The sequence below is a fragment of the Neorhizobium sp. T6_25 genome (genome assembly GCF_002968555.1).
GTDB lineage: Bacteria > Pseudomonadota > Alphaproteobacteria > Rhizobiales > Rhizobiaceae > Neorhizobium.
On record NZ_PVBL01000031.1, the window covers coordinates 58,629 to 78,714 of the forward strand.

The following is a 20,086-nucleotide window of genomic DNA, read 5'->3' on the forward strand; positions in this document are numbered from 1 at the left end:
GATTAGAACCGACCGCAGCAAGTGCGCGAGGCTTTCAACCGCCACCATGGTCAGCTCTGTCAGCTTGATGTAGCTGATCTACGGCGCGGTAAAGTCAGCAATGCCAGAACGAAATCTGTCCGTTGTCGAAGGCTTTGCCGCTCGGCTCGAGGTACTTTCATACGACCAAATGGTCACAATCCATACAGGTCAGTTGCACGCCGAACTTGCACGCAGTGGAACCCCGGCCGAGCCCGACGACCAATTGATTGCCGGTCACGCACGCTCAAGAGGACTGATAGTGGTCACCCATATCGGCGTCAGTTCGATCGCGCGCCGGGCTTACGTGTGGAAGACTGGACAACTTCGGCGCCCTAATTGATGGCGACGGTCGATCGCAGATGCTGCAAGCAATGTAGCAACTCAGAAATCGTCGGTATCGGCCTCGATCTCGATCTCGATAGCATAGCCCGGGTTCATATCATCAAGGCGACCGATTTTGCCCCTCCATTCGCCGACTGATAGAACTCGCTAGTCGATATTCCGCCCAAGCATTTCAAGGTGCTCTGTGCATACGTCATTGACCAGATCGAGAAGCAGCTCGGTTCGCTCTCCGAGCCAGATCAGTGCCTCCTCGCTGATTTCGTAATGTTTTGAGTACCGCGCCTTCACATAGGCTTCGTTCAATGTGTTGAACCAGGCGCGCTCGCGGTGCTGATCGCGCGGGAACGCCTCGGCCAGGCGCCGGTCCTGTTCCTCGGCAAGCGAGCGCAGGAACTTGATGTTGTGGGAAGGCGGACCGTAGTTCGTGAGCGTCAGCAGAATGCAGGAATAAGCCTGCTCCAATGCCTGATGGAACGCAAACGCCGCGCGTTTTCGTTGTTGCTTAACGCGGGCGTATTCTGCCCAATCAGCGAACTCTTTCGCCGCTAGAAACCGGTCTTCAAAGTGATCTGTCGCGACCCGCAACCGATCGGCCGGCGACAGCGGTCGCGGCTCCGCCAGCGGCTCATCATCAAGCTCATAAAGGATGATGCCTTCCTTGCGGATGTCGCAGAAGAAGTATTGCCCCTCTTTCAGGTAGGTGTTCACCTCGCGCCTGGAATGGACGATGAAGCTGACCGGGGTCTCGATCGACTTGTCGCGGATCAGCCGGTCGGCGGCCTTGTACCAGTAGTCGGCGAATTCGCAGAGCCTGCGGTCGTTGACGATGATCAGCAAATCGAAGTCGGAGCGATAGCCTTTCATGGTGAACGGCTCGTCGACCCAGCCGCCCTTGGCATAGGAGCCGAACAGGATGATCTTCAGAATCCGGCCGCGCTTCTTGAACTCGGCCGTCCCCTGTTTCAGGGCATCCTCGAATTCCTCATGGAGGATCTCCAGAACCTGGGCCAGCTCGCGCTGTTTGCGCGGCGGTATATGATCGGTCGACGACTTCATGAGCAATCGATAGGCGAAAGATTTGGCACCGTCTACTCGCAGATTTGACAGTGCGGATGATGTCCTTCGAGGGTCAGCGGGTGGTGTTCGAATACGGCACGGCCGTTGGCTGGCGGATAAGTTCGTTACGGACGCCGACTGCTATCGCCGCCCGCTTCACTAGCCGCGCCACTTCCTTGTCGTTCAACCGTTCTGGCCCAACGGCTTCGCCTTGTCCCGTGTCGGGCGGAAGAGGGGACCGTGCGCAAGCTTGGCGAACTTTATCCAGGTCTCGACTGCCGCTACCGCGCAGGTGGAGTCTGAAGAACCGCGGCCAATTTCGATTCCCGCCATCGGTTTTGCCACGCAGCTGCTACCAAGCCCCTTGATGACCCCGTCGCGCATCGGGGCAGACGCTGCACTCGTCAGATCATGATTTCTCCGCCAGTGACGGGTATGACGGCGCCCGTCATGTAGCTTCCGAGGTCGGATGCGAGCAGAACGTAAGCGCCAGCGAGTTCCGCCGGCTGTCCGGCCCGACCGATCAGAGTCTGCTGCCCAAACTTCGCGGCCTTTTCCGGCGGCATTGTCGAGGGAATGAGCGGCGTCCAGATCGGACCCGGCGCCACTGCGTTGACCCGGATACCCTTTTCGGCAGTCATTTCCGCAAGCCCTGCCGTAAAATTCAACAATGCGCCCTTGGTAGCGGCGTAGGCCAGCAACTGCGGCGAGGGCTGGCGCGACTGGATCGATGTCGTGTTGATAATCGCGCTGCCGGGTCTCATGTGAGGGATTGCTGCTTTGGACAGGAAGAACGGCGCATAAATGTTCGTCCGGAACGTCTCGTCCCATTCCTCGGCCGAGATATCGCTGATGTCGGCATAGGTGCGCTGGAAGGCTGCGTTATTGACGAGGATATCGATGCGGCCGAATTCGTCGATGGAGCGTTGCACCAGAGATAGGCATTGATCCTCGGATTTGAGGTCCCCGGCGACCACGACTGCCTTGCGACCTGCTTCTTTGACCCAGCGCGCGGTATCCTGTGCATCCTCGTCCTCGTTCAGATACGAGATCAGGATGTCGGCGCCCTCGCGGGCGAAGGCGATCGCGACCGCCTTGCCGATGCCGGAATCGGCCCCGGTGATGAGCGCGACCTTGCCTTTCAGCCTGTCATTGCCTTTGTAGGACTGCTCGCCATGGTCCGGAACGGGCTGCATGGCGCCCGTCGTGCCAGGCGGATCCTGATGCTGCTCGGGGTAAGGTGGTGTTGGGCGGCGAATGTCCTCGGCCATATCGGTTCTCCGTGGTGTTGGATGAGCTGCCAAACCTTCACGCCCGACCCGGGTTCCATCCTGTGCGGCTGATTTGCCGACCGGGCGGACATCTTGTCCTCTCGACGGTTTGGCAAGCGGCCCTAAGAGAACATAATTCCTAGGGGTGAATGGTGGGGTCTTTGACCTGTGGCATTCAAAACACCGCGCGCTCAATCCCGCCATGTCAAGTCTGACGAGCCCGATCAGGCACTACCGGTGTAGGCCGAGGAGATGGAACTATGCCGCAGGAAGGTTGTTCGCCCGCAGACTTGCAGATGACGCTCACTGGTGCGACAAGAACCGCGATGCTCCTGTCCCTCTCCAATATCGCCAAATCCTACCAGACCGCGGAAGGCCCGATCGACATATTGAGGGGTATCGAACTCAATCTCGCGGCAGCGGAAAGTGTCGCGTTGACGGGTGAATCCGGCAGCGGCAAGAGTACGCTTCTGCACCTTGCCGGCGGTCTCGACAGGCCGGACGGCGGGACGATTGTCATAAACGGCCGGGACATCGGCGCGCTCGACGACAGCGGCAGGGCGCGGTACCGCAGGAGCGAGGTCGGTCTGGTCTTCCAGCAGTTCAATCTCATCCCCTCGCTCGATGTGGCCGCGAACATCTCGTTTCATGCCAAGCTTGCCGGGCGGTTCGACGCGGATTGGGAGCGGGAACTGGTCGAACATCTCGGTCTTGACCGTCTGCTGACCCGGTATCCCGAGCAGCTTTCCGGCGGCCAGCAGCAGCGCGTCGCGATCGGCCGGACACTCGCGGCACGGCCGCCGCTTGTTCTCGCCGACGAGCCGACGGGCAATCTCGACGAGGCCACGGGCGATGCGGTGCTCGACCTGATGCTGTCGCTCAGCAGGACTGCCGGGTCGGCTCTTCTCCTCGTCACCCATTCGATGCGGCTGGCGGACAAGCTCAATCGCAAGGTCTTTCTGCGCGGCGGGAAGATCGTCTCATGAGGCGCGCGGCGTTTCTGGCGCTCCTTTCCCACTGGCCGCATCGGCCGCTGCAATTCGTGACGCTCATCCTTGGTATCGCACTCGCCACCGCGCTCTGGTCAGGCGTTCAGGCGATCAATGCCGAAGCGCGGGCGAGCTATGCGCGGGCTGCCTCCATTCTGGAGCAGAATGGCCTGCCGCAATTGCAGGCGAAGGGCGGCGGCGCAATCCCGACGACCGTCTTCGCCGCGCTGCGGCGGGCGGGATGGAACGTGTCTCCCGTCATCGAAGGGGATTACCGGTTCGGCGCGGTCCGGGTGAGACTGATCGGCATCGATCCACTGACCATGCCGAACGAGGGCAAGGCCTTTGCCCTATCCTCTTCCGATCTTGTGGATTTTGTCGGCGGAAAAGGGCTGCTCGTGGTTTCGCCAGCGACGGCCGCACGTCTCAAGGATGTGGCCGGAATACCTCTGAGGGTTTCCGGCGATATCCCCGACGATGCAGCATTTACCGATATAAGTGTGGCCGACAGGCTCTTGAACAGGCGAGGCGCGCTCGGGAGGATCGTCATGGCGCCCGTGCAGCGGCCGGATCTGCCGGCGATCGAGACTGTGGCGCCCGAACTCATGAGGCAGTCCGCGGATGATCGGCCGGACATGGCGCGGCTGACTGACAGCTTTCATCTGAACCTGATGGCTTTCGGTTTCCTCGCCTTCGTGGTCGGACTGTTCATCGTTTATTCGGCGACGGGTCTCTCTTTCGAGCAACGGCGGGCGACATTCAGGACGCTCAGATCGCTGGGCGTCTCGCTGCGGTCGCTGACGGCCATGCTGGTTGTCGAGATCATGCTGTTCGCTTTCGTCTCCGGCCTGATGGGCGTGGTGATCGGATATTTCCTGGCTTCGGCGCTACTGCCGGGCGTCGCCGCGACGCTGCAGGGATTGTATGGCGCAAGCGTGCCAGGAAGCCTGTCACTACGTGCCGAATGGTGGCTTGCCGGCATGGGGATGGCGCTTGCCGGCACGGCTCTATCGTCTTTCCAGACCCTGTGGCGGGTTCGCCGCATGTCGATCCTCGCCGCCGCACAACCGCGCGCGTGGGCTCGGGCATCGGCAGTTGCTCTTCGGCGTCAGGCGCTGGCAGGGGCTGTTTTGCTCGGTGTAGCAGCCGTTCTCGCTCTGGGCGGTTCCGGACTGGCTTCCGGATTTGCCGTCATGGGTGCGCTTCTTCTCGGGTCCGCGCTTCTGCTTCCCGCTTTTCTGTCGAGATCGCTTCGATTTGCCGAGGGGTGGTCGCGAAACGCTTTGACCGTCTGGTTCTGGGCGGATACGCGACTGCAATTGCCGGGCCTGTCGCTAGCGCTGATGGCGCTCCTTCTGGCGCTGGCGGCCAATATCGGCGTTGGGACGATGGTATCGAGCTTTCGCCTGACCTTTCTCGGCTGGCTCGACCAGCGTCTGGCGGCCGAACTTTATGTCACTGCGCGGGACGAGGCGGAAGCGGCGCGCCTGCGGGAATGGCTGCCGAAGCACTCGGATGCCGTGCTGCCGATCTGGAACATCGAGGGCAACGTGCTGGGCGACCGGCTGCAGATTTTTGGTGTTGCGGACGATCCGACCTATCGGGATCACTGGCCGCTTCTCAACGGCACGCCGGACGTGTGGGGCCGGGTTGCACAAGGCGATGGGGCTCTGGTGAACGAGCAGCTCTGGCGCGGAAAAGGCGTCCAGCCCGGGCAGACCATCGTGCTTCCGGAGGGATGGACGGTCACCGTGGTCGGCACTTATTCCGATTATGGCAATCCGAAAGGTCAGGTGATCGTCGGCCTCGATGCGTTGGTGCGACATTATCCCGATGTCGCGAAACTTCGATATGGCATCCGCGTCGATCCCTCTCTGGCTTCTGACCTGAAACGGCAGATCGTGCAGGAAGTCGGACTGCCGGAGCGCAACGTGGTCGATCAGGCCTCGCTCAAGCGGCAGTCGCAGGCGGTTTTCGAGCAGACATTCGCCGTCACGGGTGCGCTTAACGTGCTGACGCTTGCGGTGGCGGGATTTGCGATGTTCACCAGTCTGCTGACGCTTTCCGGCATAAGGTTGCCGCAACTGGCGCCGGTCTGGGCAATGGGGGTGCGCCGGCGGGACCTGGCACTTTTGGAGATCGCGCGGACGCTGGCCCTGTGGCTTGCCACTTTCATCGCCGCCATCCCGGTCGGGCTTTCGCTGGCCTGGGTGCTGCTGACGATCGTCAATGTAGAAGCCTTCGGTTGGATGTTGCCTGTGATAGTCTTTCCGCTCGACTGGCTGCGGCTCGGGGCGGTGGCGCTCGTCGCCGCGGTTCTGTCGGTCCTGCTTCCTGTCAGGCGGCTGGCGACTGTCAATCCTGCCGATTTGCTGAGGGTATTCGCCAATGAACGTTAAGCACGCCGCGTTTGCGCTTATCGCATTTTGGGCCTCTGTACTTTGCGCGGCAGGCGTCAGTGCCCAAGGCTTCTCGGGCCTGGGCTCCGATGCGCAGGGCTTTGCCGTGCCTCAGCGTGGATTATCTTTGTCCTTTCCGATGGATCATGGCTCCCATCCTGATTTCCGGATTGAATGGTGGTACGTCACGGCAAATCTCCAGGCGGAGGATGGCCTCCGGCTCGGGGCGCAGTGGACTCTGTTCCGTTCGGCGCTTGCACCGGGCAATGCCCAGGGTTGGTCCGATCCGCAGGTATGGATAGGACACGCCGCCGTGACGACCGCAGACCGTCATTATGTTGCCGAGCGGCTGGGGCGAGGCGGGGTAGGGCAGGCCGGCGTCATTGCCGATCCGTTCGAAGCCTGGATCGATGACTGGCAGATGAGGGGCGACACGCCGGCAGGCGTGGACCGGCTGGATCGGGTTCAATTGCGCGCCGAAGGCCAGGACTTCGGCTATCAGTTAACACTTGCCGCCAAGGGACCTTTGGTCATGCAGGGCGATCTGGGATATTCTGTAAAGTCGTCCTCGGGACAGGCCAGCCACTATTATTCTCAGCCGTTTTACGAGGTGCAAGGCACGGTCACGCGCGGCGGCAGGCTGGTCGCGGTCACCGGCAAGGCATGGCTCGACCGGGAATGGTCGTCGCAGCCGCTTGCCTCGAACCAGACTGGTTGGGACTGGTTCTCGCTTCACCTCGCCTCAGGCGAGAAGGTCATGGCCTTCCGGCTGCGGGATACTGGCGGCGCCTTCACCTCCGCCAACTGGATTTCCGCGGACGGCACAACGGCACCGCTGTCTTCGGACGATGTGGTTCTCGAACCTTTGCGCAGGGCGAGCGTCAGCGGTCGGGACGTGCCGGTCGCGTGGCGAGTCAGAATTCCGAGCCGCGGGCTGGACATCAGGACACGCCCGCTGAACGACAATGCCTGGATGGCGACCTCGACGCCCTATTGGGAAGGTCCGATCTCGTTCGAGGGAAGCACCTCGGGCGAGGGATACCTGGAAATGACGGGGTACTGACTGGGCCTGGCGCGCCGGTCGTTGCCGCGCCACACATTTCGAGGATTTCGAGATCGCCGTCGAGCGAAGAACCGCGGACTGACGGGGACGGTGTCGTGAGCTTGGACAGTTCCGCCAAGCTCGCGAAGTCTCTCTGCTTCCAGCTAAGCAAGCGAGGTAGAGGCAACCGATCCCCGGAGACGCCGCCCACAGGTGGCGGCCGTTCAAGCTGGGCAAGGGCGCCAAGGACCTGGAGGGAAAACATGCCTTGTGTGTTCGACCGCAAACGGCCCGGGTTCCACCGGTCAACCGCGACAGACATCTTGAGGCGGGGGTCCGCCGCGAGACGGTCGGCAGTTGCATGCCGGCAGCGGAGGGCCATGGGCGATGCGCGCCGCCGTCCGTCATGTCTGAAATCAACGGAAACATCGTGGGATCCGTTTAAATGGGGGGCCTGGCGCGGTGGAGGATCATGCTGTCCGCCGGACGAGCATCCTGCTATCGGTCAAGCAAAAGGCGGCCGGCGGCCGAGAGCGACATTGCGGTCACATCGTTTGAGAGAGGAAAGGCCTCTCCACCGGGATAGACGACGATCCGTTTTTGCGGCTGGAGATCTTCGCAAGCGAGGTAAAAACCTTTTTCGAGTTTCGGCGACAGACTTCGCTTGATCTCTATTGCCCAGGGTTTTTGGCCTGGAGGGGTCAGCAGGAGATCGATTTCGGCGCCGGCCGCTGTACGGTAGAAGTTGGCCGCTGTACCGTCTGGCGATGCGGCGATCAGTGTTTCGATCACGAAGCCCTCCCAACTGGAGCCGACAATCGGATGTCCGAGCAATTGTTCGGCGCTTCCAAGTCCAAGAAGCGCATGGGCAATGCCGCTGTCCCTTACATAGACTTTTGGTGATTTGACCAGCCGCTTACCGACATTGGCATGCCAGGGTTCAAGGCGGCGCACGAGAAGCAGGTCGACGAGAAGATCGAGATAGGAAGCAACAGTCTTGCCATCAACTCCAAGGGAACGGGCGAGTTCGGCTGCGTTGAGGAGTCCGGGCTGGTGGTGTGCCAGCATGGTCCAGAACCGTCTCAGCGTTTCGGCGGGGATGCGCGGCCCCAGAAGCGGAATATCTCGTTCGAGATAGGTGCGAATGAAGTCCTGTCTCCAGCGCATGCTCCCACGGTCGCTGGACGCAAGGAAACTATCGGGAAAGCCGCCCCGCAGCCAAAGCGTATCGAGGGCGTCTGCCGACACTTCCAATGCGTCGACAGGCTGCATTTCAAGATAGGCGATGCGGCCGGCGAGTGTCTCACCAGACTGTTTGAGAAGATCGATGGAAGCCGAACCGAGCAGCAGGAACTGGCCGGCGCGCCGTCCGGCCCGGCGGTTGCGATCGATCACGCCACGTAGGACTTGGAATACGTTCGGCAGACGGTGAACCTCATCGAGGATGACCAGCTTGTTGTCATGACTTGCTAGATAGAGCTCCGGTTCAGACAGCTTGGCTCGATCGGTCTCCGATTCCAAATCGAGATAGATGGAGGGGCGAGTTTTGCCGATATCGATGGCCAGCGTCGTCTTGCCGACTTGACGCGGGCCGAGCAGGGCGACAGCAGCGCTGTCGTCAAGGAGATCCAGGAGCTTGGCTTCAGTTCTGCGTTCGATTATCCTCGCATTTATGGATTTCCATTCCGGAATTGCAAGGACTTTTTGCCTCCTGAGACGCGCTGGCCTACCGCTACGCCGTGTGGCGTGTTGTAGTCGCGGGATGCCGTGCTGCACCGGGCGATGCCTTGACTGCTCCATCGCCTCAGGGAGCGGAATGCCAAAGATCGGGGGCTTACGTGAGGTACCCCGAGCGCAGCCCTGGGCTGAGAAATCGGAACTACCCAGCCAGGCATCTCCGCCCGCTGGCTGAGGATGGCATTGATCGACTGTGGGTCCAACGCCCGCTTCTAAACCGTGCCGTCTACCTGTTCGCGGGCGGGTCGACCGCAGGGGGTGTGTTTGATGCCGGAGCTCCCGGATTAGGTTGGCTAGGACCTCGCATCAGGAATGCAGCGACCAGGATGATAACGATAACGGCGAGAATGCCGATCATCCCATTCTTTCGCATGTCCTCGGCTCTCAGTTCATGGCCAACCACATCGCTCCAGCGATGAGGCAGCCGAGAGCTACGGTCTGGCAGACATAAAACAGGAATTCGTGCCGGTTGGGTGGTGTGCGGTACATCTTGATCTCCTCCTGGCAATCAAACCGACATGCGCATCTAAAGTTCCGGGGGGTAGTGCTGACGTGACGTCGGTATCGCGGAGTTCGGCGACAATCTCCTCGTGAGCAAGTTAGATCACCAGTCGCGCCTACATCAAAAGTAGTAATGGCATTGCGGCATTCGTTAAACGTGCGCAATCCGTTCAGTAACCGTTCGTGCGCGTATTAGACAATGCTGCTGGTGCCGGGTGTGGTGACGCAAGAGGTTCATGGCGTCAGTATCGCCGGGTCGGTCGGCGGCCCGAGCACCCTTTCCGGAAATTTACCAAAATTTCCGCGGGCGGAAGGCTTGGCCGCGCTCATGGAGTACCTTGATTGATGGCGTGTGGCGGCGGCTGAACCTGCTCAGGTTCTCCAGGGGTGAGCAGAACGAGATAGACGCCAAGGACCATGAAAGCGATGCCCAATATTGTCAGGACAAACCTGATCCTGCCTGCGCGGGCTATGGGTGCGGTGTTTTTCATGGGGCGCTAACCCAGGCAAACTTGCAAAGTTCCGCGCCCTTCGCCCGCTAAGGTCGATTATGTCGGAAGAGGTACCTTCCACCAGTAGTGGATTTGGGCAGCCGTCCATGCCCACCAGCGATAAGATCACTGCATCGGCGCTGTCGCTTTCACCGTCATCAGCGGTTGCTGGCCTGCTTCGAATAGTCCGCGGCTTTCCCAGATGCTCCACTTCAGGAAAGGTGCCGCTTTACCCAAGCCCTGTTCCACGGTGTTAGTGCTCAGGTTGAAGACGGCGCAGGGCAGGGCTCCGAAATTGAGGCGATGACGATCTCTGCCGCATCGCTGTACTCTTCCGGCAGCAACCAGGCCGCTACCAGGGATGCATCGATGACGAAGGACATTATCGCCGCCCTTCGTCCCGCCAGGACATGATCTCGTCATGTGACGAGGGCTTTGCCCGGCCACGGGCGGCCCGCACTTCGTTGACCAGAAGCTGAAGATCGGTCTCCTTGCGGATCCGCGACAGCTTCGCGATCGGGTCGTTGCCACGCGAGATGATCACGTCTTCGCCGGCTTCGACCCGGACAAGCAGCTCGAACAGAGGGGCCTTGGCTTCGGAACTTTAACGGTCGTGCTCAGGGGAAATATTGCCCTTGGTTTTTGAGCTTGCGGTTTCAGCTGAGAGCACGTAGGGGCGTCTATCGGGTTAGTATCATTATTGATGACCCCTGTTTACCACTGAGGGTCCGGCCATTCGGCATTCTCCCAAACAGCGAATTCTGTCGGAGAGATCAGGTTCTTTTCGCCGTTCTTCAATCGCATAGGGTAGAAGCGGTCATAGTTCGGGTCGAAGCTCGAAAGGAGCTGCGCAAAGCGCGCCTTCCGTTGGACTTTCGTCCACGAACAAAAGATTCCCCCGCGGCTATCTATCATGTCGAAGACCTCAGCCTGTGCCGGATCAAGGCGCTGCCAGAGATCGATGATGTGCCCCGCCTGCGCGCCAAAATCCTCGCGCAACGCATCTTCGATGACGGCCTCCAACGCATAGGCTATGGCCTGAGTCTTGGATGTCTGATTTAGAAACGCGAGGGATTGCCTCAGCAGCCTTTGCTGCAACATAAGGACAGGCCAGAGGATCTGGACACCATATCGGATGCCGATTTCTTCAAAATGTTTTGGCGGCTGAATAACCTCGCGCTGCCGCTCATATGCTTTGCGCACATCGTAAGCCAACCCAAGGAAGGAGCCTTCTTTGTCTCTCACAATCGGCGAGCGCTCGTTCACGTCATGGACGACTTCATGCAGGCAGGTCAGGGACGTGTAGTCTCCGATGAGAAGGATTCCGGCGTGGTTTTTGAGCAAGCTGTAGGCTAGCATCGCGGCCATTCCTTTCAATCGACAAATGAGAGCCCGATCAGTCGGCCCATGGGTCGATGATGTCTATTCCGAAGCCTTCGAAATTCTTGGTGTTGCGCGTCGCAAGGGTCAATTGGTGAGCGACGGCGGTAGCGGCAATCAAGCCGTCCAGGGAGGCGAGCCCGCGAACACTTCGCTTGGCAAGAGCCATAAGATCACCCCAGGCCAAGGCGACAGGCGCTTCGACCGGAACAATCCTGTTTTCGAAGCGCTGAGGCAGATCGTGCGTGAGCCATTCATCCAGGGCGTCGCGCTTTCGCCCACCATCCATCAGCGAGACACCGCGGCGGATCTCTGCAATCGAGATGATACTGATGAACGTGCGGTCCTCGTCCAGCCCGTGGAGCCAGTTCAAAACACCTTCAGCGGGGCGGGGTTTTGTAACTTCCGACAGAACGTTCGTATCGAGAAGGAGTCTCATAGCGACAAGTCACGCGGCTCGTCGTTTTGTCTCTCAGTATCCAGATCGGTGCCATGCAGAGGAGATGCTAGCAGAAACTCCGCGAGCGATCGCCTGCGCGCAGTCTTCTTCTGCCACTCTTCTGCGGAAACGACTACCACGCTCGGCTTTCCATTGCGGGTAATGGTTTGAGGCGCCAACTGCGCGCGCTCCATGACCTCCGAAAGCTTTGCCTTTGCGCCGGCGACCGTCCAGCTCATATCATCGTGTGTTGATGCGTGCATCGTCTCGCCTATAACCAGAATGACTAGTGTAACTATAATGCGCTGACGGTTTGCTGCAAGCACGAGAGGACAGCTAAAGGCCCGAAGCCTTGGTGAGATTTACGCGGAAGCGATCCCGCCGCCGCTGATATTTTCGGGTCATCTCGACGGACGCGTGACCGAGCTGCTTCTGGACGTAACGTTCATCGACCTCGGCCGAGGAGGCAAGACCGGCACGCAGCGAGTGGCCTGAGAATTTATCCGCTCGCTCGCTCTCGGTGAGGTCGGGCCGCACGCCGGCAGCTGACGCCGCCTTCTTGACGAGGCGCGCCACTTCCTGATCGAGCAGCCGATCGAGGCCGACATCCTTGCCTTGACCGGTGACCCGCCGGAAGAGCGGGCCGTGAGCGATCCTTGCGAGGTTCAGCCAGGTCTGCAGCGCAACGACAGGGCAGGTGGCGTCCGACGAGCCGCGACCGATCTCGACTTCGCGCCAGCGTCGTTTTCCCCGAACCGTGACGACCATGCCTTTGTCGAGGATCTCGACCCAGCCGCGTCCGTCCTCTGTTTGGTCGCGGCCAAGATCAAGCCCGACGATTTCCGAGCGCCGAAGCCCGCCGGCAAAACCGATCAGCAGCATCGCCCGATCGCGCAGGCCCCGCAGCGTGCCGCGTGGGAGCGTTTCCAGCATGGCGATCAGGTGTTCGGGCAGCACCGCTTCCTTCTGCCGGGGCGGGGCGGCATGGGTGTTGCGGATGCCGGCGAGCACGGTGGCGATATGGCGATCCTTGCGGTCGAGCGGGAGCCCGCGCTGCGCATAGTTCCAGGTGATCGCGGATAGCCGCCGCTCGATTGTCGTGACCGAATTCGGCTTGCGGCCGGCGATCGCCGAACCCGAGGCGGCGTCACTGTCACCGGCACACGCGGTGATGTAGAGGCCGACGGTGTGTGGGTTGGGCGGCAGGATCTCCAGCCCTTGGCGGCGGCACCAACCGGAAAAATGCTTCCAGTCGGAGGCATAGGCTTTGCGGGTGTTCGGTGAGCTCGCGGCCTCGACATAATCGCGCGCCCGATCGGCGAGATGCTCCAGATGGGCGGGCAATGCGGTACTGGCTTCCGGAAGAGGGGAGGGGAGGCCGGCGTTGTTCATCGGGATGCCGGCCGACGCCTGCGGCGCGGAAACATCGTCGCCCGGGGCCGTGCTGAGAGATGGAGCAGAGCTCGCATCGGCGTGAATTTCGCTGTTTTGCTCGATGATTTGCGTCATTCCTCTATCATGACAGAAACGAACGATAATGGAAGTTTATCGTTCACTTACATGAGCAGACATGGCGTGCGGTTTCGGCGGAGATAGACGCGACAAACCGCTCAAGAAAAGATGGTGCTCGGCATGGATCGGTGCTCCCGCTCCCTCTCACCGTCCCGGTTCTGCTCGCGGCCGTGCCGCCCCTGCCGGCCCGGCGACCGCGCGCCCCAGGATGGCGACGAGGCAGATGCTGCCTTTGCCGACGGCATTGCCCTTGAGATGACCAGTCTAAATCGTATTCATTGATCCAGAACGCGTCGGATTTTTTCAGCGAGCTGATCAAGACTGAAAGGCTTCTGCAGGATGTGGGTCTCGTTATCCAGCACGCCATTGTGGACGACGGCGTTACGAGTATAACCAGTGGTGTAAAGGATCTTTAGACTGGGGATCAGCCCGAGCGCGGCTTCGGCGAGTTCTCTACCATTCATGCCTGGCATCACGACGTCGGTGAACAGCAGATTCGGCTTCAGACCCCCCCTGATCATCTGAAGTGCTTCTGCTCCAGAACTCGCTTCCGATACTGTATATCCGAGTTCCCGAAGCGCTTCCGTTGAGAAGGCACGTACCCGCTGATCGTCTTCCACAACAAGAAGGGTTTCGAGAACGCTGCCGCGTCCCGGCTGTCTGACAACGGCCGTCGCCTCAGTCGGGCGGCTGTCGCCGAAATACCTTGGCAAATAGATCTTGACCGCAGATCCTACACCCAGTTCCGAATAGATTTTGACATGACCATTGGATTGCCGAACAAAGCCAAATATCTGGCTTAGACCCAAGCCGGATCCCTTGCCAATTTCCTTGGTGGTGAAGAAGGGGTCAAAAGCTTTCGCGATCACGTCTTGGCTCATGCCTGTTCCGGTGTCGGAAACAGCGATCATCACATATTGTCCGGCGGGAACCGCGTTGTCTTGTGCATATTCGTCGGAAAGAAACGAGTTTGCGGTCTCGACAGTCAGCTTTCCACCGTTCGGCATGGCGTCACGTCCATTGACCGCAAGGTTGAGAATAGCGTTTTCCAACTGGCTATTGTCAGCATAAATCTTCCACAGTCCGGCGGCCAGCACGGTTTCTACGGATACAAGTTCTCCAATCGTGCGGGTGAGCAGCTCCGACATTCCAGCAATCATGCGATTTGCATCAATCACCTCTGGTTGGAGTGGTTGCCTGCGCGAAAAGGCGAGCAGACGATGCGTGAGCGACGCCGCGCGACTAGCGCCATCCTTGGCGGCTTCAATATAACGCCCGACGTCCGTTTCGCCTCGGCCTAGCCGCTTTTCCAAAAGATTGATCGAGCCAAGGATGACTGCGAGCATGTTGTTGAAGTCATGCGCGATCCCGCCGGTCAGTTGTCCGACTGCTTCCATCTTTTGCGCCTGCCTCAACTGATCCTGGGCCTCGACCAGTTTTGCCGTGCGCTCCTCGATCTCCCTGGCGAGATCCTCGCGCGATCGGGCGAGAACCTCTCTGGCGTCAACGATCTCCTGGATGTCCGTGCAGGTCCCGAACCACCGCGTGATTTCGCCGGTTTCGTTTTTGACAGGCTGGGCGCGTCCGAGAACCCATCGATATTCACCGCTGCGATGTCGAAGCCGGTATTCAATATGGTAAGCCTCTCCCGTTGCTAGACAATGACGCCATCTCGACCAGGCGGCATGCTGGTCGTCCGGATGAAACATTCCGTTCCAGGCTTCGCCATCTGTCGATCCCGGCGGTACGCGTGTAAAGTCGTACCAGCGCTGGTTATAATAGTCGTGGTGCCCATCGGGCCGGGTGGACCAGACCATCTGGTCTATGGAATTGGTGATTGCACGGAAGCGCTCCTCACTCTCGCGCAATGCACTTTCAACGGCGCGCCTGTCAGTGATATCGAAGGACACGCCTGGAAACCGGAGAGGCGTGCCATCCAGTGCGCGGGTCACACGCCCCTGGGCCGCAACCCAACGGGTCGATCCATCGCGATCCACCAGGCGGTATTCCTCCGAAAACTGACCGCCTGTCTTGAGTGTTTCGGATATCGCCACCCTCAACTGAACAAGATCGTGCGGATGGACCAGCTTGAAGAACTCTGCAATCGGAGCGCCGCTTGCCGCAAGTCCTTGCTCCACCCCATAGATCTTGGCGAAGCGGGCGTCTGCAACTACCCGGTCTTGGGGGATGTCCCAGTCCCAGGTGCCGACGGTTTCCGACGCACCGAGCGCATATTCGAGCCGCTCTTCGCTTGCCCTTAAAGCTCTTTCCGCCGACAGCCGGGCTGTCGTCTCCGTACCTTGATTGAAGATCCCTGCGACACGCCCATCCGCCGCGAAGATTGGCGCGAAGCTGTAGTCCCAATGGGTGTTCTGGATCCGCCCGCCGCGCTCCATTGGCAGCATTTGATTGGCGACCCTGAAGCCCTTGCCGCTTTCAATCACCGCCAGGAGCTGCGGGTCGATGACGTGCCAGATATCAGACCATACTTCGGAGGCAGGTCGACCCAGCGCCCACGGGTGCTTCTCGCCCGCGATAGGAGCCCATGCATCATTGTAGAGCAGTCGAAAATCAGTGCCCCAATAAATTGCGGTCGGTAGGTCCGTGTTAAGGCAGAGAGCCAACGTGGTTTGCAGCTCGACTGGCCAAGTCTCAATGGGGCCGATTATCGAGCCCTGCCAATCGAACGCCCGAATTCGATCGGCCATTTCGCCATCGACGAATGAAAGTACCTGCATCACGCGATCGGCTCGCCCGCTGTGTTATGCAACGTGCTCCGCGCAGGTTGACCTATGCTTGGCGATACCAAAAGGCCTTGAGTGGGACAAGGAATACCTCTGATAAGGGCATGAGCAGGCATTGAGTTCATTGGAGAAGCCACGACCAGTAGCCCTACTGCGACTACTGTCGTGGCCGCTCCGTAGCCATCAGGCCACCGTTGATCGATAAATTTCATGCATGGCATCCCCATTTCCGCGCACGCAACGCGCAAACGGCTTGATCGTTCCTTCCAGCAGCTCACTATGGCAGCCTTTGTCATCCAGTGTTGGAAGGACGGCAACCGCCGTGGGCGGCATCAGCTTCAGGACATCAAGCACCGCGGGTACACCGGCAGCTCTTCTAATCTTGAAGGCGGATCGCGGCCCGTCGTCAATAACGAATTCCCGGGCAGCTTTGTGACGACTGTATTCTGAAAGCGGGATGCAACGTCAGCGTATGCCCGTGAGCTTTCAGATTGAAGTCTAGTCACGGCTTTGAGCTCGCGACGGTCTGCCGGTCCTTGTGGAACGGCATGACCGAGATACGCCTGTCCCAGGCCTGCCAAACGTATGGTCTCTTCGCGAGGACTTTGGATGAAAGCGTAACCAAGCCCTTGCCGGGGTCGTACGGAGCGTTATCTCCAAACCTATGGATCAAGAAGTCAAAGCACCTAAGCTCTCTGGTACCGCCAAGCTCGACGCCACCACGGAAGCTGCGTATGCGATCATCGACAAGCATGATACAGATCGTGAGGCCAAAACGGCGAAGCTGAAGACGCTCCGTCTCGAAAAGGAGGCGGCTGAACGAGGGGCGGAAGGGCCGGGGCGCAAGTCGAAGAAAGCTGTCAAACCCGCACACGTCATCTGACGTACGGGAACTAGGCGGCTCGGCCGGTTTCCGTTGCATTCTGAACTTTATCGGGGTCGCTTCCTGATAGTAAGTCACTGCTGGGGTTCCGACATAGGCCTCGTAACCTCGAAAGAGATAGAGGGGAGTTCTTAGCCTTCCAGTAAATGGCGGCAATGCTCCTCGTCCCGGAACGCGGCGACCATGTCTTCAACTGTCCGAATATTGGAAAGTGTGGCCAGCATCATTTCAGACATAATTGCCTCCCTCGGAACTGACCGTAGTATCGCATGGAAAGCCCTCACTCACTGTCTTTGGTTGATAAAGGCGTCGTACGATAAGGCCGAACGGTGCTGTAGCTCGGCCTGGCGGCATTCGATCTTTGTAGATTGCCATCGACATGCGTCGACCCGAATCGACAAACGCTTCGCGCAAATTCGCCGGGGATGGAGTCGGGCGATGGCAAACCGGAACTTCTCAAAGGTCAAGATCGACGGAAGCTCATCGACATGCCAGTCGACGAGGACAGCCTAATCCGACACTATTCGCCTGGAGATCGAACGGCGGAGACGTGATCACAATCGGCTCGGCTTTGCCATTCAGCTATGTCTGATGCGATACCCCCGTCGAGTACTGGGGGCAGATGAAACTCCGCCTCGAATCATGCTGAGATATGTCGCTGAGCAGATCGGCGCCGTCCCAGAAGCATTTGCGCTCTACGCACGCCGTGAAGAAACCCGTCGCGATCACACCATGCGCTTAAAGGCGGAATCGTCCGTATTGGTGAACATCGTTCCCCTCAAGCGTTCGGCTATCGTCTCTACCGCTTCGCTACGGGCGCTTTCGACGTCGACATGCTCACAGCCTACCGAGTCCGGGCTGGAGACGCCGTCGTGGAGTTTAGATAGTATCGAGGCATGGATCAACGGCTCTTGCAGGCAAGAGCAAAACATCTCTCAGCCACCTGAGCCTGGGTGAAATGACAGGCGATGATCTACCGTCGCAGACAATCGCGGTTTAATGAAGACAAGTTCCAGAGCGTCCATATTCTGCGAGCATACCCGCTTACCGGGACTGACCGATAAAATCGAATCTGGATTGGACGAGCCCGCCCCGGCCACGGTTATTCATCCGTCGATGATAGCTATCCCGGGAGTTGCTGTGATGAAAAGCAGCGACGGACAGCTCCTTAAAATGACAGCGGAACTAACCGGTCCTCCGTCCATTTCCCTCCCTGACGAAGGGATCGGAGATGACAAAGGGCGATCAATTCCAGACCGACGCACGTCGTGCGGGTGATCGATTGGTCGCCGCTCACGTGCGTGAAGACCCGTTTGCCGCGGCCTTCAAGGCAACACGAATGCCGATGATCGTCACCGATCCAAATCAACATGATAATCCGATCATCTTCTGCAATGCTGCCTTCGAACGGTTGACTGGCTATACCAATGAAGAGCTCATCGGTATCAACTGCCGCCTGCTCCAGGGGCCAGCCACGGATAAGGAGACTGTCCTCAAGATCAGCGATGCGATTGCCAACGGTCGAGACGTCGCGGTCGACATCCTTAACTATAAGAAGGACGGCAGTTCCTTCTGGAACGCGCTCTTCATCAGTCCCGTCCGCGACGACGATGGCCATATAGTCTACTTCTTCGCTTCCCTGCTCGATTTCACCAATGTCAAAAGCAGAGAGGCCGAGCTCGCCTTGGCCCGTCATCAAGCTGAGGAAGCCGTTGCTGCGGGAACGCGCAGCCTGGAAGCGGCACTCGCCGCCAGAACGTTGCTTGTCCACGAGGTCGACCATCGTGTGAAGAACAATCTGCTAACAATGGCCTCTATCGTAAAAATGCAGGCACGGCTTACGAAAGACGAGGGCCAGCGTAACGCCCTGATGTCGGTTTTAAACCGGATCGAAGCCATCAGCACCGTCCAGCGAAAACTCTTCACGACGGACGACATTGCCCGGTTTGACATCGCCGACTTTGCGAGAGAACTCGCAACCGACCTCGTCGGCGCGATCAGACGCGACGACATTCAACTGACGCTCGACCTGTCTCCCATCTACGTGCCGGCAGTCAAGGCTTCTCCACTGTCGCTGATCGTCAACGAGCTCGTCGGCGACGCCGTCCGAAGGGGGTTGAGCGACGGCGGAGGCGAGATCCACATCGTCGTCAAACGCCTTAACGGTCACTTCCTTATCCGCGTCGAGGACACGTCGGTACCCGTCGAACCCGACGAAACCAGCGCCGAGCTCGCCCGCATGCTTCTGGAGGCGTCGGCACGCCAGGTTGGTGCAACGATCGAAAGAAGTCAGGAGGGCAGGCGGACGGTCGTGAACGTCACGCTGCTTGTCGAAAATGAAAAGGACGTACGCTATTGAAAGTTATGATCATTGAGGACGAGATGCTGCTCGCCATGGAACTAGAGCACGAGGTGGAGACGGCCGGCCATGCCGTCGTTGGAATCGCGGCAACCAGCGGGCAAGCGATGGCACTCGTCGGAGAAACTCATCCGCAGTTCGCCTTCGTCGACGTTCATCTGCAGGACGGGCCGACCGGTGTAGACGTCGGGCGGCTGCTGGCCGAACGGCAAATCCCTTACGTCTTCGTCAGCGGCAATATCAAGAAGCTTCCCGATGACTTCGCCGGCGCTATCGGCGCAATTGAGAAGCCCTATACCGTCAACGGAATGGCCAATGCACTGGCCTACTTGTCGGCGATCATTGGAGGAGACGAGAGCGCCTCTCCGCCCGCGAGCCTTGTTCTTGCGGAAGATGCGCTTCGGCCACAGCGTTTTCGATGAAAAGTGAGATGAGATTCTGGGACGTTGCCAGACGCCTGGCTTTGCGGGCCTTCCCCATCTCGCCTATTGGTCGATTGCAGTCTGGCGCGTCCCGCTACGTCAGAAAACACGGTCCTCCCGGCGCGACCTCGACCGGTACCGACTTCGACCGCCGCGAAAACGGCTTTCTCAGGAGTGCCAGTTCCTCCCGGCGCGCGACGGAAATACCGGCGTCCAGGTGCCCCCTCGCCACGTCGAGAACGTCGTCGACAAGCGCGCTAAGGGCCTCAGCCTCGGCCGACCAGTCAGTCCAAACTAGTCCGGGCCGAATGAGGTATGACGCGCGAGCGCCCGTCTTCGAAAACCTATGCTACCTGACGGGATAACTGTGCTGACCTGCCACTGAACTTTCATCCGACTGCGATTAGAGCCTCGGCGGCTTTGAATACGCCAAATGGCGCGGTGGGAGCAACCGGCGGAAACGCGAAGCTTTCATCTTGCGCAGCGTTGGAGCCGGTT

General features: G+C 59.5%; 18 protein-coding genes and 3 pseudogenes. 9 read left to right on the forward strand and 12 right to left on the reverse strand.

Annotation, left to right across the window (positions count from 1 at the left end):
• Window positions 1-6 precede the first annotated feature (6 nt).
• Window positions 7-357, forward strand: a pseudogene (gene vapC, locus C5L10_RS35100) (tRNA(fMet)-specific endonuclease VapC); the annotation flags it as partial.
• Window positions 358-510: 153 nt separating this feature from the next.
• Here vapC and C5L10_RS29080 read toward each other — a convergent pair.
• The 3 genes and pseudogenes from C5L10_RS29080 to C5L10_RS29090 form a co-directional block, all read right to left on the reverse strand.
• On the reverse strand, window positions 511-1,419 hold the full coding sequence (locus tag C5L10_RS29080) for a nucleotidyltransferase and HEPN domain-containing protein (protein WP_105432506.1): 909 nt from the start codon (window positions 1,417-1,419) through the stop codon (window positions 511-513).
• An 88-nt stretch (window positions 1,420-1,507) separates the two neighbouring features.
• Window positions 1,508-1,743 (reverse strand): annotated as a pseudogene (locus tag C5L10_RS34585) (integrase); the annotation flags it as partial.
• An 80-nt stretch (window positions 1,744-1,823) separates the two neighbouring features.
• A complete protein-coding gene (locus tag C5L10_RS29090) occupies window positions 1,824-2,690 on the reverse strand; it encodes an SDR family oxidoreductase (protein ID WP_172717243.1) in 867 nt (288 codons plus the stop codon).
• 326 nt (window positions 2,691-3,016) lie between these two features.
• Between C5L10_RS29090 and C5L10_RS29095 the strand changes: the two genes are divergently transcribed.
• From C5L10_RS29095 to C5L10_RS29105, 3 genes are read left to right on the forward strand one after another with little or no spacing between them, the layout of a single operon-like run.
• Window positions 3,017-3,676 (forward strand): ABC transporter ATP-binding protein, encoded by a 660-nt coding sequence (locus C5L10_RS29095; protein ID WP_105432528.1) that lies wholly within the window; start codon window positions 3,017-3,019, stop codon window positions 3,674-3,676.
• On the forward strand, window positions 3,673-6,078 hold the full coding sequence (locus C5L10_RS29100) for an ABC transporter permease (protein WP_105432507.1): 2,406 nt from the start codon (window positions 3,673-3,675) through the stop codon (window positions 6,076-6,078). Before C5L10_RS29095 ends, C5L10_RS29100 begins: the two co-directional genes overlap by 4 nt.
• A complete protein-coding gene (locus C5L10_RS29105; protein ID WP_105432508.1) occupies window positions 6,068-7,141 on the forward strand; it encodes a lipocalin-like domain-containing protein in 1,074 nt (357 codons plus the stop codon). The genes C5L10_RS29100 and C5L10_RS29105 overlap by 11 nt, the downstream gene beginning before the upstream one ends.
• Before the next feature lie 477 nt (window positions 7,142-7,618).
• Here the strand turns inward: C5L10_RS29105 and C5L10_RS29110 are convergent, their stop codons facing one another.
• The 8 genes from C5L10_RS29110 to C5L10_RS29150 form a co-directional block, all read right to left on the reverse strand.
• On the reverse strand, window positions 7,619-8,782 hold the full coding sequence (locus tag C5L10_RS29110; RefSeq protein WP_105432529.1) for an ATP-binding protein: 1,164 nt from the start codon (window positions 8,780-8,782) through the stop codon (window positions 7,619-7,621).
• A 1,327-nt stretch (window positions 8,783-10,109) separates the two neighbouring features.
• Window positions 10,110-10,232, reverse strand: a complete 123-nt coding sequence (locus tag C5L10_RS34775; protein WP_256384744.1) for a hypothetical protein — start codon at window positions 10,230-10,232, stop codon at window positions 10,110-10,112.
• Window positions 10,232-10,393 (reverse strand): hypothetical protein, encoded by a 162-nt coding sequence (locus C5L10_RS29120; protein WP_371412001.1) that lies wholly within the window; start codon window positions 10,391-10,393, stop codon window positions 10,232-10,234. The genes C5L10_RS34775 and C5L10_RS29120 overlap by 1 nt, the downstream gene beginning before the upstream one ends.
• A gap of 170 nt (window positions 10,394-10,563) precedes the next feature.
• On the reverse strand, window positions 10,564-11,208 hold the full coding sequence (locus C5L10_RS33960) for a hypothetical protein (RefSeq protein WP_172717244.1): 645 nt from the start codon (window positions 11,206-11,208) through the stop codon (window positions 10,564-10,566).
• Window positions 11,209-11,245: 37 nt separating this feature from the next.
• Window positions 11,246-11,668: a type II toxin-antitoxin system VapC family toxin gene (locus C5L10_RS29135; RefSeq protein WP_105432511.1), complete on the reverse strand. Its 423-nt coding sequence runs from the start codon at window positions 11,666-11,668 to the stop codon at window positions 11,246-11,248.
• On the reverse strand, window positions 11,665-11,931 hold the full coding sequence (locus C5L10_RS29140; RefSeq protein ID WP_105432512.1) for a type II toxin-antitoxin system Phd/YefM family antitoxin: 267 nt from the start codon (window positions 11,929-11,931) through the stop codon (window positions 11,665-11,667). The genes C5L10_RS29135 and C5L10_RS29140 overlap by 4 nt, the downstream gene beginning before the upstream one ends.
• A gap of 73 nt (window positions 11,932-12,004) precedes the next feature.
• Window positions 12,005-13,177: a site-specific integrase gene (locus C5L10_RS29145; RefSeq protein ID WP_105432513.1), complete on the reverse strand. Its 1,173-nt coding sequence runs from the start codon at window positions 13,175-13,177 to the stop codon at window positions 12,005-12,007.
• A 278-nt stretch (window positions 13,178-13,455) separates the two neighbouring features.
• Window positions 13,456-15,918 carry a PAS domain-containing protein gene (locus C5L10_RS29150; protein WP_245448273.1) on the reverse strand — a complete coding sequence of 821 codons (2,463 nt, stop codon included), beginning with the start codon at window positions 15,916-15,918 and terminating at the stop codon, window positions 13,456-13,458.
• A gap of 216 nt (window positions 15,919-16,134) precedes the next feature.
• On the opposite strand from C5L10_RS29150, the gene C5L10_RS29155 reads away from it, so the two are divergent.
• The 3 genes and pseudogenes from C5L10_RS29155 to C5L10_RS35105 form a co-directional block, all read left to right on the forward strand.
• Window positions 16,135-16,374, forward strand: coding sequence for a hypothetical protein (locus tag C5L10_RS29155; protein ID WP_105432514.1), 240 nt, complete (start codon window positions 16,135-16,137; stop codon window positions 16,372-16,374).
• Between the two features lie 214 nt (window positions 16,375-16,588).
• Window positions 16,589-16,807 (forward strand): hypothetical protein, encoded by a 219-nt coding sequence (locus C5L10_RS29160; RefSeq protein WP_105432515.1) that lies wholly within the window; start codon window positions 16,589-16,591, stop codon window positions 16,805-16,807.
• 425 nt (window positions 16,808-17,232) lie between these two features.
• A pseudogene (locus tag C5L10_RS35105) lies at window positions 17,233-17,549 on the forward strand (DUF4158 domain-containing protein); the annotation flags it as partial.
• On the opposite strand, the gene C5L10_RS35110 reads toward C5L10_RS35105, so the two are convergent.
• A complete protein-coding gene (locus tag C5L10_RS35110) occupies window positions 17,533-17,739 on the reverse strand; it encodes a hypothetical protein (RefSeq protein ID WP_371412002.1) in 207 nt (68 codons plus the stop codon). The pseudogene C5L10_RS35105 and the gene C5L10_RS35110 sit on opposite strands and share 17 nt — an antisense overlap.
• A gap of 299 nt (window positions 17,740-18,038) precedes the next feature.
• Here C5L10_RS35110 and C5L10_RS29170 point away from each other — a divergent pair, with 299 nt between their 5' ends.
• Both C5L10_RS29170 and C5L10_RS29175 read left to right on the forward strand, forming a co-directional pair.
• Window positions 18,039-19,166, forward strand: coding sequence for a PAS domain-containing protein (locus tag C5L10_RS29170; RefSeq protein WP_105432516.1), 1,128 nt, complete (start codon window positions 18,039-18,041; stop codon window positions 19,164-19,166).
• Window positions 19,163-19,588 (forward strand): response regulator, encoded by a 426-nt coding sequence (locus C5L10_RS29175; RefSeq protein WP_105432517.1) that lies wholly within the window; start codon window positions 19,163-19,165, stop codon window positions 19,586-19,588. Before C5L10_RS29170 ends, C5L10_RS29175 begins: the two co-directional genes overlap by 4 nt.
• Window positions 19,589-20,086 lie beyond the last annotated feature (498 nt).

What these genes read in the sequence shown, in the direction of transcription:
- C5L10_RS29080 (WP_105432506.1), bottom strand. Translation starts at nt 1,419, where the DNA reads ATGAAGTCGTCGACCGATCATATACCGCCGCGCAAACAGCGCGAGCTG.
- C5L10_RS29090 (WP_172717243.1), bottom strand. Translation starts at nt 2,690, where the DNA reads ATGGCCGAGGACATTCGCCGCCCAACACCACCTTACCCCGAGCAGCAT.
- C5L10_RS29095 (WP_105432528.1), top strand. Translation starts at nt 3,017, where the DNA reads ATGCTCCTGTCCCTCTCCAATATCGCCAAATCCTACCAGACCGCGGAA.
- C5L10_RS29100 (WP_105432507.1), top strand. Translation starts at nt 3,673, where the DNA reads ATGAGGCGCGCGGCGTTTCTGGCGCTCCTTTCCCACTGGCCGCATCGG.
- C5L10_RS29105 (WP_105432508.1), top strand. Translation starts at nt 6,068, where the DNA reads ATGAACGTTAAGCACGCCGCGTTTGCGCTTATCGCATTTTGGGCCTCT.
- C5L10_RS34775 (WP_256384744.1), bottom strand. Translation starts at nt 10,232, where the DNA reads ATGTCCTTCGTCATCGATGCATCCCTGGTAGCGGCCTGGTTGCTGCCG.
- C5L10_RS33960 (WP_172717244.1), bottom strand. Translation starts at nt 11,208, where the DNA reads ATGCTAGCCTACAGCTTGCTCAAAAACCACGCCGGAATCCTTCTCATC.
- C5L10_RS29135 (WP_105432511.1), bottom strand. Translation starts at nt 11,668, where the DNA reads ATGAGACTCCTTCTCGATACGAACGTTCTGTCGGAAGTTACAAAACCC.
- C5L10_RS29140 (WP_105432512.1), bottom strand. Translation starts at nt 11,931, where the DNA reads ATGCACGCATCAACACACGATGATATGAGCTGGACGGTCGCCGGCGCA.
- C5L10_RS29145 (WP_105432513.1), bottom strand. Translation starts at nt 13,177, where the DNA reads ATGACGCAAATCATCGAGCAAAACAGCGAAATTCACGCCGATGCGAGC.
- C5L10_RS29150 (WP_245448273.1), bottom strand. Translation starts at nt 15,918, where the DNA reads ATGCAGGTACTTTCATTCGTCGATGGCGAAATGGCCGATCGAATTCGG.
- C5L10_RS29155 (WP_105432514.1), top strand. Translation starts at nt 16,135, where the DNA reads ATGCATGGCATCCCCATTTCCGCGCACGCAACGCGCAAACGGCTTGAT.
- C5L10_RS29160 (WP_105432515.1), top strand. Translation starts at nt 16,589, where the DNA reads ATGGATCAAGAAGTCAAAGCACCTAAGCTCTCTGGTACCGCCAAGCTC.
- C5L10_RS35110 (WP_371412002.1), bottom strand. Translation starts at nt 17,739, where the DNA reads ATGTTTTGCTCTTGCCTGCAAGAGCCGTTGATCCATGCCTCGATACTA.
- C5L10_RS29170 (WP_105432516.1), top strand. Translation starts at nt 18,039, where the DNA reads ATGACAAAGGGCGATCAATTCCAGACCGACGCACGTCGTGCGGGTGAT.